13 protein-coding genes and 1 pseudogene are annotated in these 14,679 nt (G+C 68.8%); 4 read left to right on the plus strand and 10 right to left on the minus strand.

The window, feature by feature from the left end:
* Positions 1–232, plus strand: a pseudogene (locus LJE69_RS20710) (hypothetical protein); the annotation flags it as partial.
* Positions 233–529: 297 nt separating this feature from the next.
* On the opposite strand, the gene mobA reads toward LJE69_RS20710, so the two are convergent.
* From mobA to LJE69_RS20755, 9 genes are all read right to left on the minus strand, one after another.
* A complete protein-coding gene (mobA, locus tag LJE69_RS20715; protein WP_296927966.1) occupies positions 530–1,135 on the minus strand; it encodes a molybdenum cofactor guanylyltransferase MobA in 606 nt (201 codons plus the stop codon).
* 340 nt (positions 1,136–1,475) lie between these two features.
* Entirely contained in the window at positions 1,476–2,174 is a 699-nt protein-coding gene (pdxH, locus tag LJE69_RS20720) for a pyridoxamine 5'-phosphate oxidase (protein WP_296927967.1), read from the minus strand.
* A 62-nt stretch (positions 2,175–2,236) separates the two neighbouring features.
* Positions 2,237–2,656, minus strand: coding sequence for a DUF2934 domain-containing protein (locus tag LJE69_RS20725; RefSeq protein WP_296927968.1), 420 nt, complete (start codon positions 2,654–2,656; stop codon positions 2,237–2,239).
* 324 nt (positions 2,657–2,980) lie between these two features.
* Positions 2,981–5,584, minus strand: a complete 2,604-nt coding sequence (locus LJE69_RS20730; RefSeq protein WP_296927969.1) for an ABC transporter permease — start codon at positions 5,582–5,584, stop codon at positions 2,981–2,983.
* Entirely contained in the window at positions 5,581–6,288 is a 708-nt protein-coding gene (locus tag LJE69_RS20735) for an ABC transporter ATP-binding protein (RefSeq protein ID WP_296927970.1), read from the minus strand. Before LJE69_RS20735 ends, LJE69_RS20730 begins: the two co-directional genes overlap by 4 nt.
* Positions 6,289–6,627: 339 nt before the next feature.
* Complete coding sequence (locus LJE69_RS20740; RefSeq protein WP_296927971.1) at positions 6,628–7,050, minus strand: type II toxin-antitoxin system VapC family toxin; 423 nt, start codon at positions 7,048–7,050, stop codon at positions 6,628–6,630.
* Entirely contained in the window at positions 7,034–7,279 is a 246-nt protein-coding gene (locus LJE69_RS20745; RefSeq protein ID WP_296927972.1) for an antitoxin, read from the minus strand. The genes LJE69_RS20740 and LJE69_RS20745 overlap by 17 nt, the downstream gene beginning before the upstream one ends.
* A gap of 214 nt (positions 7,280–7,493) precedes the next feature.
* A complete protein-coding gene (locus LJE69_RS20750) occupies positions 7,494–9,200 on the minus strand; it encodes an FAD-dependent oxidoreductase (protein ID WP_296927973.1) in 1,707 nt (568 codons plus the stop codon).
* A gap of 243 nt (positions 9,201–9,443) precedes the next feature.
* Positions 9,444–9,680, minus strand: coding sequence for a hypothetical protein (locus LJE69_RS20755; RefSeq protein ID WP_296927974.1), 237 nt, complete (start codon positions 9,678–9,680; stop codon positions 9,444–9,446).
* A 286-nt stretch (positions 9,681–9,966) separates the two neighbouring features.
* Between LJE69_RS20755 and LJE69_RS20760 the strand changes: the two genes are divergently transcribed.
* Together LJE69_RS20760 and LJE69_RS20765 are read left to right on the plus strand one after the other, a co-directional pair.
* Positions 9,967–11,163: a glycoside hydrolase family 57 gene (locus tag LJE69_RS20760; protein WP_296927975.1), complete on the plus strand. Its 1,197-nt coding sequence runs from the start codon at positions 9,967–9,969 to the stop codon at positions 11,161–11,163.
* A 480-nt stretch (positions 11,164–11,643) separates the two neighbouring features.
* On the plus strand, positions 11,644–13,110 hold the full coding sequence (locus LJE69_RS20765; protein WP_296927976.1) for a glycosyl hydrolase family 57: 1,467 nt from the start codon (positions 11,644–11,646) through the stop codon (positions 13,108–13,110).
* A gap of 214 nt (positions 13,111–13,324) precedes the next feature.
* On the opposite strand, the gene cas6 is transcribed toward LJE69_RS20765, so the two are convergent.
* Complete coding sequence (gene cas6 / locus LJE69_RS20770; RefSeq protein WP_296927977.1) at positions 13,325–13,984, minus strand: type I-MYXAN CRISPR-associated protein Cas6/Cmx6; 660 nt, start codon at positions 13,982–13,984, stop codon at positions 13,325–13,327.
* A 412-nt stretch (positions 13,985–14,396) separates the two neighbouring features.
* Between cas6 and LJE69_RS20775 the strand changes: the two genes are divergently transcribed.
* On the plus strand, positions 14,397–14,679 hold a 283-nt coding region (locus LJE69_RS20775; RefSeq protein WP_296927978.1), incomplete at its 3' end, for a hypothetical protein.

The following is a 14,679-nucleotide window of genomic DNA, read 5'->3' on the forward strand; positions in this document are numbered from 1 at the left end:
GTTTCCCGTATTCGATGACGGCTACGAGGCACTGAAGCGGGCTACCGGAAACTTCCAGCGGTTACGGCCCGAGGCCGTCCTGCCCGCGGTTTACGAGAAGCCCATCGCGCTGATCGTGCTGCGGTGCATCCTCGGCTTCACCCCGTCGGAATGGGCACACCCAGGGTCACACACCCAGGGTCAGGTCTTGCAATCAAGCACACCCAGGGTCAGGTCTTGCAATCAAGCATAGTGCGTGATTGCAAGACCTGACCCCGTCTCTTGACCCCGTCTCCTTTTCCAACGAGTTGTAACGAAGCCAGGCGCCGCGCGGGGCGTGCCATGGCGGCCGTAGCGGCGTTCACCCAGCAGGTGACGTGCAGCGTCTAGCGCGAATCCAACAGCCGCGGGCATTTCGATGCGATTGGAAGCGGTCAACTGCTCTTTCCAGGTCTAAGCTTCGCTCTTGCCTTGGCTCAGGCTCTCGGCGGCGAGAGCCAGGATCAAGCCGCGCCAGAAGCCATGGAACCGCCCAACCCGCGCGTGGCCGTCAGGGCGCAGCCGAGCCTGATGCGGCCGTTAGCGACGCGATGTCCGCCGGGCTGTTGATGTTGTCGAAGGCGTGGTGCGCGGCGTCGAAGGTGACGACCACGGGCCTCAGCCCGGCGAGCCAGCCGCGCACGCTGCGCCCGCCATCGGCGAGGTAGGCGTCGAGTCCGGGCGCCAGGCGCGCCGGCAGCAAGGCGTGCAGCGGGTGCTGGCGCTCGGTGTCGGCGGCGATGGCGAGATCCGCGTCGGGGTCGGCGGCGAGGGCCGCGGCGAGGCAGGTGCACAGGTCAGCGGGCAGCAGCGGCGTGTCGCAGGGGCAGGTGAGGAGCCAAGGCGTCTCGATGACGGCCAGTGTGGCGGCGATCCCGGCGAGGGGGCCTTGGTAGCCGTCGAGCCGGTCGGGGATCACCCGCTCGGCCAATGCTGCGTAGTGCTCGGCGTTGCGGTTGGCGCTGATCCAGAGCCGTCCCACCTGCGGGCGTAGCCTGTCGGCGGTCCAGGCCGCGAGCGGGCGGCCGTGGAGCTCGACGAGGCCCTTGTCCCGACCGCGCATGCGCCGCCCGGCGCCGCCGGCGAGGATCAGGCCGGTGATGTCGTTGCGCTCCATGCTAACGATGTCGCGCCGTGCAGTCGGTCGGGCTGAGTGACCGGTAGGTCGAGCTGAGCAGCAGCGAAGCCCGACGCGGGCGCGAGGCGCGGCGTCGGGCCTCCTGGCGTCGGCCCGACCGACAGGGGCCGAGGTCTGGCGCGCGAGTGCCGACAGGGTTCATCCTAGAAAGAGCGGTTGGACGGTGTCAGGGTGCGTCCCGCGCGGTGGCCGGCGAGGCACAACGAGGACGACAATGACGTCGCGGCGCGGTGTCCGCTGCGCGAGACATGGGGCATTGCCCTCGGCGTATGCCACCGCCGCACCCGCGTTGCCGGGAGCGACAGGCGCCATGCACCGCTCAGGGCGCCAGCCGCTCGATCCTCCACCCATCCTCGTCGCGGTCGTAGCGGAAGCGGTCGTGCAGCCGGCTCTCGCGCCCTTGCCAGAACTCGATGCTGGACGGCACCACCCGATAGCCGCCCCAGAAGTGGGGTAGCGGGATCTCGCCGTCGCCGAAGCGACGCTTCATTTCCGCGACCTTTTCCTCCAGCAGGGAGCGTGAACTGATGACCTGGCTCTGCGGCGAGGACCAGGCGCCGAGGCGGCTGCCGCGCGGGCGGGTCATGAAGTACCTGAGCGACTCCGCGGTCGGGATGCGGGTGGCGCGGCCGAGGATCTGGACCTGCCGTGCCAGCGCCACCCACGGGAACAGCAGGGCGACCCGGTCGTTGTGGTCCATCTCGCGGGCCTTGCGGCTCTCGTAGTTGGTGAAGAAGACGAAGCCGTCGGCGTCGTAGAGCTTGAGCAGCACGGTACGCAGGCTTGGCTGGCCATCGGCGTCTACGGTGGCGAGCGACATGGCGTTTGGCTCGGGCAGGCGCGCGTCGATGGCTTGCCGGTACCAGCGCTGGAACTGCATGAAGGGGTCCGGGGCCAGCGCGTCGTGGTCCAGCCCCTCCGCCATGAAGCGCTCGCGCAGCACCGCGGGGTCGACGTCGGTGGCTTCGGGGGTGGCGAGGTAGGGCGTCGTCACGTCGGTGGCTCGTTCGGTATACATACAGCGAGCCGCGCGGCGCGGTGAGCGCCGCGAGCCGTTCGGCAGTTCGGTGACAGCGAGCCTCAGTCGTCGCGGTGCAGCATTGCATCGATCTCGGCGACCGCGGCGGCCCAGTCCTCTTCGTCGTGACCGGGCTGAAAGCCGCGCCGCTCGGCGCGGTAGTAGGCGGCCTCCTGGATCATCCGGTAGCGCTCCTCAGGCGTCACCTCCGCAACCGGCTTCAAGGTTACCGCACGGTCCGGCAGCGGCGGCTGCGGACTCGCGGACGCGGTGGCCTTCTTGGTGACCGCCTTCTTCGCCACGGTCTTCTTGGCCGCCGTCTTCTTGGTGACGGGGGCCGTGGCCGCTGCCGCGGTCGCCGCAGTCTTCTTCGTCACCGGTGCCGGTGTCGGTGTCGGTGCCGCGGCAGTCGCCGCCGCCTTCTTCGTCGTCGCCTTCTTCTTCGCGGTCTTCTTGGTTACGACCTGCTTGTCGTCTGCCATCGTCGCTCACTCGCCTCTGGTTTTGGTGAAAAGCACGAAGCCGCAACCCGCCGGGAACGCCTGTCAGCGCCACCTGCACCGCCGCCGGCCGTTGGGGCGGAAGGATACACGACAGTGCCAGCGAGCCGAATACCGCAGTGAAGCACTGATGCGTCAGCGCTGCTTGAGAGCTTCCGTATGTGATCGGCCCCCCGCTTGCAAAGGGGTCGGATCGAAACAGGATGTTCACCTAGGCTTAAAAGCGGGTTTTCCCTGGGCGCCGGCGAACGCTCGCGCACCGGCTGCGCTGGCGATCTGCACAGATCGGTGGCCGTCACCGCGGCGCTACTCCTCCCGCAACGCCTGCGCCGGCGCGGCACGGGCGGCCCGCAGCGCGGGGTAAGCGCCGGCGAGCATCGCCGCCACCCATGCCAGCAGCACGCCGGCGGCCAAGGTATCCGGCGTTATGCGCAGGGGCATGGTCCAGCCGAAAGAGCGCAGGTTGATCACCTCGATCAGCAGGTCGCCCATGGCCAGGCCCAGCGGAATGGCCAGCAGCCCCGCCGCCGTACCCATGAGCGTGGTCTGCAGCAGGATCAGGAGTCTGAGCTGTCCGCGGGTCATGCCGGTGGCGCGCAGCACCGCGTAGTCCTTGGCGCGCTCCAGCTCCAGCGCCATCAGCGCGCTCAGTATCCCGACGAAGGCGACGCCGATGGCCAATAGCCGCAAGACCTCGGTGATGGTAAAGGTGCGGTCGAAGATTGCCAGTGACAACGCGCGGATGCCCCGGTTGGTCTGCACCGCGGCCGGTGGCGTGAGGCGCGCGGCGATGGCCTGCACGCGCGCTTCGACGGCGTCCGCGTCGGCGCCGTCGGCCAGCACGATGCCCATGGACGAGACGCCCGGGTCCGCCCAGAGCTTGGCGTAGACCGGCTTCGACAGGATCACCGTGCCGCTCTCGCTGCCGTAGTCCTGGAACACGCCGCCGATCTCGAAGCCGTGCCAGCCTTGGGTGGTGAAGAGCTCCAGTCGGTCGCCGACGCCGACGCCCTGGCGATACGCGTAGGGCTCGGAGACCAGGGCCAACTCGCCCGCTCGCCAGCGTTGCCAGAGGTTCTCGGCCGTCTCGCCTCTGAAGTTGAACCCCCGCGGTGTGCCGGCACTGGAGGTGAGCGCGAGCATGGACATCTGCCCCGTGCGCGTCTCCACCGGCCGCCGGCGGCCCTGGCTCACGGCCGCGACGCCGGGCAGGTCCAGCAGCTCGTCCGCCAGCGCGGGCGGCAAGGATGTGTCGGTGCCCCCGCCGCCGCCCGGCTCCGTGGCGATATAGATATCGCTGGTGAGGGTGTGCTCCAGCCAGTCGGAGACGCTGACGCGGAAGCTGCCGATCATGATGCCGACGCCGACGGTGGCCGCCACGGCGACGGCCAGCGCCGCCACGGCGAGCCCGGAGCGGGTGATTGACGCGGTGATGCCACGCGCGGCGAGTCGCCCGACGCTGCCGAAGAGCCCGCCAAACAGCGGCGTCGTCGCGACCGCCAGCACCCGCACCAGCAGCGGCATGCCGAGGCTCGCGCCGACGATGATCAGAAAGAGCGCGACAAAGCCCCAGGTCATCGACCGCCCGGAGAGCGGGACCAGCCCGACGCCGAGGCCGATGAGCACCAGCCCCGCCAGCGCCAGCCAGGGCAGCAGCCGCTGCCCGCGCTGTTCCACCAGGGTGCGGCGGATCACGTCCCGCGGCTGGGAGCGCGCCGCCTCCAGCGCCGGGCCGAGCCCCGCGATCAGGGTCACGCCAACGCCGAGTCCGACGCCTTTGATCAGCGAGAGCCAGTCCAGGTGCAGGCTGCGCACGTTGAGCTGGAAGTAGATGTCGTTGATGGTGCGGGTGACGAGCTGCACCAGGCCGGCGCCCACGGCGATGCCCATCAGCACGCCCAGCAGCGACCCGATGGCCGCGAGCACCAGCGTCTCCAGCAGCACCAGCGCGAAGAGCTGGCCGCGGGTGACGCCCTGCATGCGCAGCGTGCCCAGCAACGACCGGCGCTGCAGCACCGCGAAAGTCATGGTGTTGTAGACGATGAAGCCGCCCACCAGCATCGCCAGCAGGCTCATGGCCGTGAGATTGGTGTGGAAGGCGCGGGTCATTTGCGCCAGCGCGTTGGTGCGCTGGGCGGTGGTGGTGAGCCGCAGTCCGGTGGGCAGCGCGGCGGCGAGGCGATCGGCCTGGGCGTCGGTGAGGATCAGGTCGATGCGCTCGACGGTGCCGATGCTGCCGGTCACCTCCTGCGCCGTGGCGATGTCGGTGACCGCAAGTCCGCCGAGTGTCTGGCCCTGTTGATCTGGCAGCACCGCCGCGACGCGCATGCGCCGTTCGCCGCTGCCGATGCCGACCGTGATCTCGTCACCGGGGGCGGCGCCGATGGCCTTGGCATCCGCCGCGGACAGCAGCAGCGTGTCCGGCTCCGCCAGCAATGCGATCAGCGCCGTGGCCCACGCCCTGGCCGAGCGCGCATCGGCACCCCCCGCGCCCGCCGCCAGCAGGTCCGGGCGCATCGGCGCCGCGGCGATCAGGTCCAGGCCGAGCAGGGTCAGGCTGCGCTCGCCGACGCGCATCGGCGCCTCGATGACCGGCGTGGCCAGGTCGAGGCCCTGCGCCAGGCGCAGCCGCGTGTAGGTGGCGTCATGGATGCGGCCGTCGGCGGCGCGGATCTGGTGGGTCGCCGGCCCCGCCACCTGCTCCACCGAGAGCCGGAAGCCGCGCCGCGCGCTCTCGTTGGCGAGGTCCACGGCGATGACCACGGCGACGCCGAGCGCGATGCCGATGATCGACAGCCAGGTCTGCCAGGGGTGGCGGGTCAGGTAGCGCCGGCTCGCGGTGAGCAGCGCCGGCGGCAGGCGGACGGCGTCCAGCGCCCCAACGACGCGGGTCCCCGGGCCTCGACTCACCAGGACAGCGCCTCCGTGCGCTCGGTGAGCTGGCCGTCCTCGACGGCGAAGATGCGGTCGGCGATGGCCGACACCTCGCGGCTGTGGGTGACGAGGATCAGCGTGTGGCCCTCGTCGCGAAACAGATGCGACAGCAGCTCCAGCACCCGGTGGCCGGTGTGGGCGTCCAGGTTGCCGGTGGGTTCGTCCGCCAGCACCAGCGAGGGCTCGTGAATGATGGCCCGGGCGATGGCCACGCGCTGCTGCTCGCCGCCGGAGAGCTGGTCCGGGAAGGCGCCCTCGCGCCCGTCGAGCCCGACCTTGCCGAGCAGTTCCGCGATCCGCTCGCGCCGCCGCGCCGCCGGCATCCGGTTCAGCTCCAGCGGCAGGGCCAGGTTCTCCGCGACGGTCAGGGTCGGGATCAGGTTGAAGAACTGGTAAATGAAGCCGATGTGCCGGCGCCGCAGCAGGGTCAGCTCCGGCTCGCCCATGCCGGTGACGCTGCGGCCCATGATGCGCACCTCGCCGGTGTCCGGCCGGTCGATGCCCGCCAGCAGGTTGAGCAGGGTGGACTTGCCGGAGCCCGAGCGTCCGAGCAGGGCCACGCACTCGCCGGCGGCGACGTCGAAGCCGACGTCCCGCAGCACGGTGCGGCGCCGGCGGCCCTCGGCGTAGGACTTGCCGAGGCCGAGGACCTCCAGGGCGGGGCCAGAATGCTCGTCCATTCATGCTTCCAGGTTACCGGGATGGACGAAGCATGCGGGCGGATCACCGCCAGACAATCCCCGCGGTGTCCCCGCCGCCTGGCAGCGAGCGTAGAGCCCGCGAAGCTCTTCTGACTCCGGGATGCGCGGAGGCGGACGGAACGCCTTCCATGGCCAGTGGGGCCGCCGCTGTGGGAGCGCCGTCCTCGGCGCGATCGGCACCGTGTCGCGGCGAGGACGCCGCTCCCACGGCGGGAAGCCCCTGCGCGAGGCCATGATCGAGGCTCGCATCCAACGTGATGCCGCCGGCACGGCGAACCGCAAGCGACGCCGGGATCAGGCGCTCTGCCCAAGGTGCGGCTAAGCCGACCCGTCTCCCTCCATCAGCCAGTTCTCCAGCGCCAATCCTTGCACCCGGCGAAACTCCCCGAGGTTGTTGGTGACCAGCACCGCGCCCTGGGCACGGGCATGGGCGGCGATCAGCAGGTCCATGTTGCCGATCGGCGTGCCGAACTTGCGCAGCTTCGCGCGGAGCTGCGCGTAGTGGGCGGCGGCGGCCTCGGACCAGGGGACCACTGCAAGGCGACGGCGAAAGTCCTCGATGTCGGCGCGGATGTCGTCACCTCGCGTCGGATGGAGCTCGGCGCCATACAGCAGTTCCGCCAGCACCACGACGGAGATGGCGAGGTTGCCGTGCCCGGCCGCGTCGAAGCGCCGCTTGACCGCGGGCGGCCGGCGGCGAATGACGTAGCTGGCGGTGTTGGTGTCAAGCATCCAGCGCATCGGTCCAGTCCCGCTCCTGGGGCGGCTCCTGCTCGCGATCCGCGAGGAAGTCGTCTGGCGTCCGCGGGTTGGCGGCGAAAAAGTCGTCCCAGCCGACGGGCTTGGCGCGCAGAACAACGGCGTCGCCCTGCCGCTCGATGAAGACCTCGGTGCCCTCGAACCGAAACTCCGCGGGCAGGCGCACGGCCTGGCTGCGTCCGTTCATGAAGAGCTTGGCGGTTGTGCTCATCGCCTTCTCCCCGGATAGATGGTATATATCGGAAATATATACCTCCGCGCTGCCGCGGGCAAGAAGGAACGCTTGCCCGAGCCGAAAGAGCCCGATTCTCAGATGCCGATCTCGGTGACACGTCCCGCCTCGAGTGCCATGCGCTCGGCCTGGCGGCCCTTGGGCGAGGGCCGGCCGCCGTCGTGAAGGACGTCGGCCGCCGGCCGGGTGCGGGCTATTTCTCCTTTGGATAGGGCCAGGCCATGATGCCGCCCTCCATGACCTTGACGTTGCGCCAGCCGTGGGCCTGAAGGATCGCCGCACCCTCGTAGCCGCGCAGCGAGATCTTGCAATAGAGGATGATCTCCTTGTCCTTGTCCTGCGGCAGCTCGCCCAGGCGCTCGCGCAGGGCGCCGAGCGGGATCAGGGTCTCGCCGATGCCGAGGCGTGTCTCTTCGAACTCCACGGGGCTGCGGGTATCGAGGATGAAGCAATCGGCCTCGTGGTCCACACGCAGCTTCACGTCCCGCACCGAGATCCCCTGCATCCTGCCCGCCAGCTTGTTTTCGAGCACCTGGGCGTTGACGATGACGTGATCGAGGGCCAGCGAGTAGGGCGGGGCGTAGGGCAGGTCCGCGTTGACCAGGTCGTCGACGGTGAGCTGGCCGCGGATCGCCATTGCCACGGTGGCGACGCGCTTGCTGACGTCGCCGGGGCCGATGCACTGGTAGCCGATGATCCGCCCCGAGCCGCGCTCGGCGATCAGCTTGCTGACCAGGAGCTTGCCCTTCATGAACACGGGGATATCGAGTCCGGAGATGGTCGCGGTCTCGATGTCGTCGAGCCCGAGCGCGCGGGCGCGGTGCTCGGAGAGCCCCGTGATGCCGACCGTGAAGTCGAAGATCTTGCAGATGCCGGTCTGCGTCACGCCGGGGAAGCGGGCGCTGCCTGGATGGATGACGTTCTGACCGGCGACCCGCCCCTGCAGGTTGGCGATGTCGCCGTAGGGGGCGCGGACTTGGTGGCCCGTGATCAGCGACTTGCACTCGACGCAGTCGCCGACGGCGTAGATGTCCGGGTCCGATGTCTGCATGTGCTCGTTGACCAGGATGCCGCCCTGCTCGCCGATCTCGATCCCCGCCGCAACGGCCAGCCCGATGTTGGGACGCACGCCGACGGCGATGACCGCCACCTGACAGGGCAGCTCGGTGCCGTTGTCGAGCTTGACCCCGGTGAGCTTGCCCTCAGCATCGCCGAGAAACTCGGCAACGCCGTTGTTGACGATGATGTCCGGTCCGTTGGCGCGGACATGATTCTCCACCAGCTTGGCCAGCTCCCGGTCCAGGAACGGCAGGATCTGGTCGGTCTTCTCGACGACCGTGGTGTCGATGCCGGCCAGGCGCAGGGCCTCGCAGACCTCGAAGCCGATCAGACCGCCGCCCACGACGATTGCCTTGGCCGCCTTGCGCTCGTCGCGCACGGCGCGCAGGGCATCGGCGTCCGCCATGGAGTGCAGGGTCATGACACCCTCCAGCTCGAAGCCGGGGGCGTTCGGACAGACCGGGCTCGCGCCGGTGGCGATCACCAGCCGGTCATACGCGATGGTCTGCTGCTCGCCGGTGGGCAGGTGCTCGTAGGTGACGGCGTGCGCCTTGCGATCGATGCGCACGGCCTCGGTCTCTACCAGCGCCTTGATCGCCTTGGCCTTGCCGTAGAAGTTGGGGTCGCGGACGATGCCGGCCGGCGTACAGATCAGCAGGTTGCGGTCGTCGAAGGTGCCGCCGACATAGTACGGAAAGCCGCAGGAGGCCATGGACAGGTCAGGCTCGCGCTGGATCAGTGTGATATCGGCGAACTCATCCATCCGGCGCGCCTTGGCGGCGGCCTTGGGGCCGGCGGCGGAGCCGCCGATGACGACGATGCGCAGGGGTTGCGAAGACATGGGAACGACCCTTTCGAGATAGCGGTTGCGGCTGGCTTGCCGCGGCAGCCGACCAGCGGCGACGCGCAGCACTCCCTCTCCGGCGGCATTCGACAGACCGCCGTCAGCGCTGCACCGGCTCATGAGTCTGGTCCCATGCACGCGCACGGGCGTTGAATATCCGCAACGTGCCGAGCGGCACGTCTGACCTGTATCAACGGTGCTTCGGATGTGCGGTGGGGGGTATCCGAACCTGGCGAGCGCTTATAGCCACTTCACCAAGTAGTAAAGCCGTTGTCCCTCCGAGGAACTGGACGGCCCGTAGACTACCGCGGGTTGCAGCTTGCGCTGTTCATCCCGGCCCGCGCGCGCGGCATCCGCGGATTCGACGATGGTGACGCAGCCCTCCGGGAAGCGCCCGCGCCGGCGGTTGGCGGCCTTCACCAGCGCGAAGCGCTCGGTGAGGGACTTGGATGCGGGGTCGACGATGATGCTTTGCATGCTGCTTGCAGATCGCTGTCGTGATCCGAGGGGGCTATCGGGCGGTTATCGGGCGATTATCGGGCGGCCATGCCCTTGTCGAGCACCCGTTGCGACGCCCGCCATCTGCTCAAGTTGCGCCGCTGGCCGCCAGGCTCAACCAACTCCGCCGATCACCATGCTGTGCAGCAGCGCCGATCCGCTATCATGATTCACACGGTCGAAGCCGCGGTCCGGTCGCGCCGCCATCGTCGCCATCCACCCGGTCTCCGCCGTCAACCCTGCCAACGAGCCGTAGAGTCCGCCGATGCCCGCCCATCACGCCCTGGTGTTGAACCTGCACCAGCCCCCCGGCAACCTGGAACACCTGCTGGAGCATGCCACCTGGGAGGCCAAAGAGATCCTGTTCGCGTTGGACCGCATCCCGCGCAGCCTCTGGGGTCAGGAGGGCCTGGCGCGGGTGCACCTGTCGCTGTCCGGCACCCTGCTGGAGACGCTGTCCAGCCCGGTCTTTCAGGAGCGGGTCTACGGCATCGTCGATTGCGGCAAGCTGCTCTGGCACCTTCAGAACACCGAGCTGTTCGAGATCCTCGGCACCGGCTACTACCACCCGGTTTTGCCACTGATTCCGGCCGCCGACCGCCCCGAGCATCTGCGTCGCTGGCAGGCCATCGCTAGGCATCTGTTCTGGCGCGGCGAGTTCAACGGCTTTTGGCCGCCGGAGATGGGCTTCTCGATGGAGCTGATCCCGCTGCTGAAGCAGTTCGGCTACCGCTACGTGCTGGTCGACAGCGAGCACGTGGAGCCGCTGACCCAGATGACCTGGCCGGAGCTGCGCTACCGCCCCCACATCGCCCGCCACGGCGGCGAGGAGATCATCGTGGTGGTGCGCGACCGCGACCTCTCCGATGCTCAGGAGTCCGGCATGGAGCTGGACTGGTTCCTCTCCGAGGTGGCCGAGCGGACCCGCTGGTGCGACTTCGAGCCCCTGATCACCACCGCCACCGACGGCGAGAACGGCGGCTGGTTCCGCAACGTCACCGAGGGCGCCAACTTCTGGAGCGCCCTCTACCTGCCCATGTTGGATCGCGTGCGCGACGGCGCCGCCGACGTCCGCCCCACCTTCATCAGCGACTACCTCGACAAGCACGGCGCCCACGGCGAGGTGCGCGTCGCCACCGGCGCTTGGAACACCGGCTGGCACCATGGCAAGGGCTTCACCCAGTGGACCGGCTCCGAGGCGCAGAAGCGCACCCTGGCGCGTTACGCGGACCTGAGCTCGCGGCTGCGCGCCGCCGCGCGTCGCGCCGCCATGGTGGCGTCGGACGACCACGCCCTGCTCAACGCCCTGGAAGAGGCCCGCTGGCGCCTGCTGCGCGCCGAGACGAGCTGCAACATCTTCTGGGGCGAGGCCTGGGTGGAGCGCGCCGCGGGCGATCTGGATGCCGCAAAGGCCGCGCTCGATGACGTGGAACGGCACTTGCTTTCCGCTAGCCAGCAGTAGAGCGCGCAAGCGAGTCGCGGGAAGCGGTTGCACGCGAAGCCGCAACGAAGACTGGACAAGTATCGGTGTCGCAGCGCTTGTGGGAGCGGCACTCTTGGTGCCGCGACCGGCGCCAAGGCAGCACACACCAGGGCCTGAGTACCAGCCAGGCGGCAGGCAACCGCCCAGCCGTCGTCGCCCCAAAAATAGGCAGCGGCGCTCCCACGCCGGCGCGCCTGGAGCAGCCGATATGGGCGCAGCCGTTATGGGAGGTCGGGTCAGCACGCCGTACCCCGACGATGGGCGTCGGCACGCCGTTGCTTGTCGAGTTAGGTTGTCGCTAACCCGACCTACGATGCGGCCGGAAGAGAGCCCACGCGAAGCCGCGAAGCCGCGAAGAGGAAGACGCCAAGCGGGAACAGATAGATTCGGCCCGCGACGTTGCCGGCGCCACCCGTTGAACCGACATCCGTTTCATTGCCAACCGCACTGGAGACCACCATGCCTGAGCTTCCCGAACAGATCGAAGGCCTGCCCAACATCACCGGCCACGAGCAGGACGTCGCCGCCGCCATGGCGCGGGGCAAGGACAAGCGCCTGTCCGCGTCCCCCGGCGGCGTCGACTTCGGCTCGATCCGCGCCGCCTGCGCGGTCGCCCTGCACCAGCACCAGCCGCTGATCCCGGCGGGCGGCGGCGACCTGCACACTGCCGCGCTCATCAGCAACCTGCAATACATGATGGAGCACCAGGATATCGGCGATAACCACAACGCGCCGGTTTTCGTCTGGTGCTACAAGCGCATGGGCGAGTTCATCCCGCAGCTCATCCACGAGGGCAAGTCGCCGCGGATCATGCTGGAATACTCCGGCACCCTGCTGCACGGACTGCGGCAGATGGGCGAGGGGCACGTCATCGACGCGCTCAAGGGCATCACCATGAACCCGGACTACAACTGGGCCGTGGAATGGCTTGGCATGCCCTGGGGGCATGCGGTGGCGCCGTCCACGCCGGTGCAGGACTACCGGCTGCACGTGCAGGCCTTCCAGCACCACTTCGCGGCCATCTTCGGGCTGGACGCGCTGGAGCGCCTGCGCGGTTTCTCGCCGTCCGAGATGGCGCTGCCGAACCACCCGGACGTGGCCTACGAGTTCGTCAAGACGCTGCAGGACTGCGGCTACCAGTGGGTGCTGGTGCAGGAGCACAGCGTCGAGCAGAGCGACAACGGCTGGCACCCGCAGCGCCCGCACCTGCCGCACCGGCTGGTATGCACCAACTCGAAGGGTGAAACCGCCAGCATCATCGCGCTGGTCAAGACCCAGGGCTCCGACACCAAGCTCGTCGCCCAGATGCAGCCTTGGTACGAGGCCCAAGGGCTGCAACGCTGGGAGCTGGCCGGCAAGGAGGTCCCGCCGCTGGTGACCCAGATCGCCGATGGCGAGAACGGCGGCGTGATGATGAACGAGTTCCCGGACAAGTTCTTCGAGGCCGTGCGCGGCGCCTCCGGCTCCGACGTGCCGCTGATGAACGGCAGCGAGTACTTAGAGCAGCTGTTCGCGCTCGGCATCACCGAAAGCGACTTCACCGAGATCCGCCCGGTGCAGCAGGGCAAGATCTGGGAGCGCATGGAGCCCGGCGACGGCCCGGAAAAACTGGAACAGGTGATCGATGCGCTGAAGAAGGAAGACCACCAGTTCCACATGGACGGCGGCAGTTGGACCAACAACCTGTCCTGGGTCCAGGGCTACGAGAACGTGCTCGGCCCCATGGAAGAGGCCAGCTCGCTGTTCAACGAGAAGGTACTCAAGCCCGGCACACCGACGGATGATCCGCGCTTCCGCAATGCCCTCTACCACCTGATGGCCAGCCAGACGAGCTGCTACCGCTATTGGGGCCAGGGTCTGTGGACCGACTACGGCCGCGAGATCTGCCGGCGGGTGATGGACATCGTCAACTACGACTTCGGCTGAGCGCGCGCCCTTGTGGGAGCGGCGTCTCCCCCGCGACTGGCCGCGAGGGCTGCGCGGTCTCCGGCACAGGGTTGAATGCTGTGCCAGGCCGCAAGCTCGTCATCGCGGCGGGGACGCCGCTCCCACGGTGGGCTCGTTTTAAGTCGCGGTGGGGGCGCCTCCTGCGACGTCCTTTCACGATCGGGCGCAGCGCTCCCAGCCGTGGCTTCGCCGCTCAGCCCGGCAAGAACACCCCGCACCCGAGCTTGCGGTGGTCACCGAGCCCGGCCTCCTGCAGGTGGATGCTGTCGTCCGGTGCGAGGCCGGTGATGGTGAGCGCGAACCCGGACAGGGCGCGTTGCGGCAGATGCAGGTTGCCGGCTCCGCCGAGGATGGGCTCGGCCGCGATCTCCAGCGCCGCGAGCTGGCGGTCGACCTCCGTGATGAAGGCGTCCGCCGCCTCGGCGGCGGCGCTTGCAGCCGGGGCCGATGCCGCGGTTTCGGGCTTGCTGCAATCGTCGAAGACGACCAGGTTGCTGTGCAGGGTTGTCGCCGGCCGCGTCAGTTGGATGAGCGGCTGGCCGATGTCGAGCCCGTGAGCACCGACCATCAAAGGATGTCCCGCGAGGCCGAGCACCCGCGGTAGCTCGTCGGCCGGCAGGCGCAGCAGCAGGCGGCTCTCCGTCGTCAGCGCCAGCAGGCCGTTGGGCTGCGCCCGTCCGGCGATGGGCGCGATGGCGATTTCGTCGGCGTCCGCGAGCCAGGTGCCCAAGTCCGGCAGCTCACAAAGGGCGGCGTACAGGGCCGCGCGGTGGTTGGCGGGCAGGTGGGCGCCGTGCAGCAAAAACGCTGCTTCGATGGTGCGGCAGGGGCTGTGCGTCTGGTCGAGGGGCATCTATCGTGACCTCCATGGCTTGGCCCTCTCGGGCCGGTGGACTGAAGCAATTCCAGTTTTAGCATTGGAACCGGCTCACCAATTGAGCCAGTCGTCAAATAACAGTGGAATTTGGCGATTTGTGTACGAAATTAGGGGCCTAGGGCCTACGGAAGGGCTGTCGAAGTGCTCCACCGCGTGCGCTCACGGCGCGCAGAGGGCAACCTGTGCAGGCTATGTTGGAGCCGGCAGTTCACTGCGAAGAGCGGGGTGGTGTCGCTTGGCCGATTGCGATCGCATGCGTCCCAGCAGGGGCATCATTGGCTTGCTCCTGTTGAAGCGGCCGCGATTCCGGCAGGCCGCGATGGCGGCGTGGGGACGTCGCGCTGGGTTCGCTCGTCGCTGGCAGGCCGCGGCGTCCGCACGGAGCCGAGTGGCCGCGCTCGTCGGCTTGGCCGCGCTGTCGCTTGTGGCTGGCATCGCGTCCGCTGCACCCCAGCACAGCGGGGGCGTGCCGCGACGCGTGGTCATCCTGAACGCGACGGACCCCTATCTGCCGGCTTTCCTCGCCTTGGATGGCGCTATGCGCGAGGTCATCCGCACCGACAGCACGGACCCAGTGGAGCTGTTTGCCGAATCGCTCGACATGCATCGGTTTCCGCGCAAGCTGCTCGACGGGGACGTGGCCGCCCTGCTGCGCAAGAAGTATCGGGAGG

Origin of the sequence: Thiohalocapsa sp., from assembly GCF_022340605.1 — a bacterium.
Classification (GTDB): domain Bacteria; phylum Pseudomonadota; class Gammaproteobacteria; order Chromatiales; family Chromatiaceae; genus Thiohalocapsa.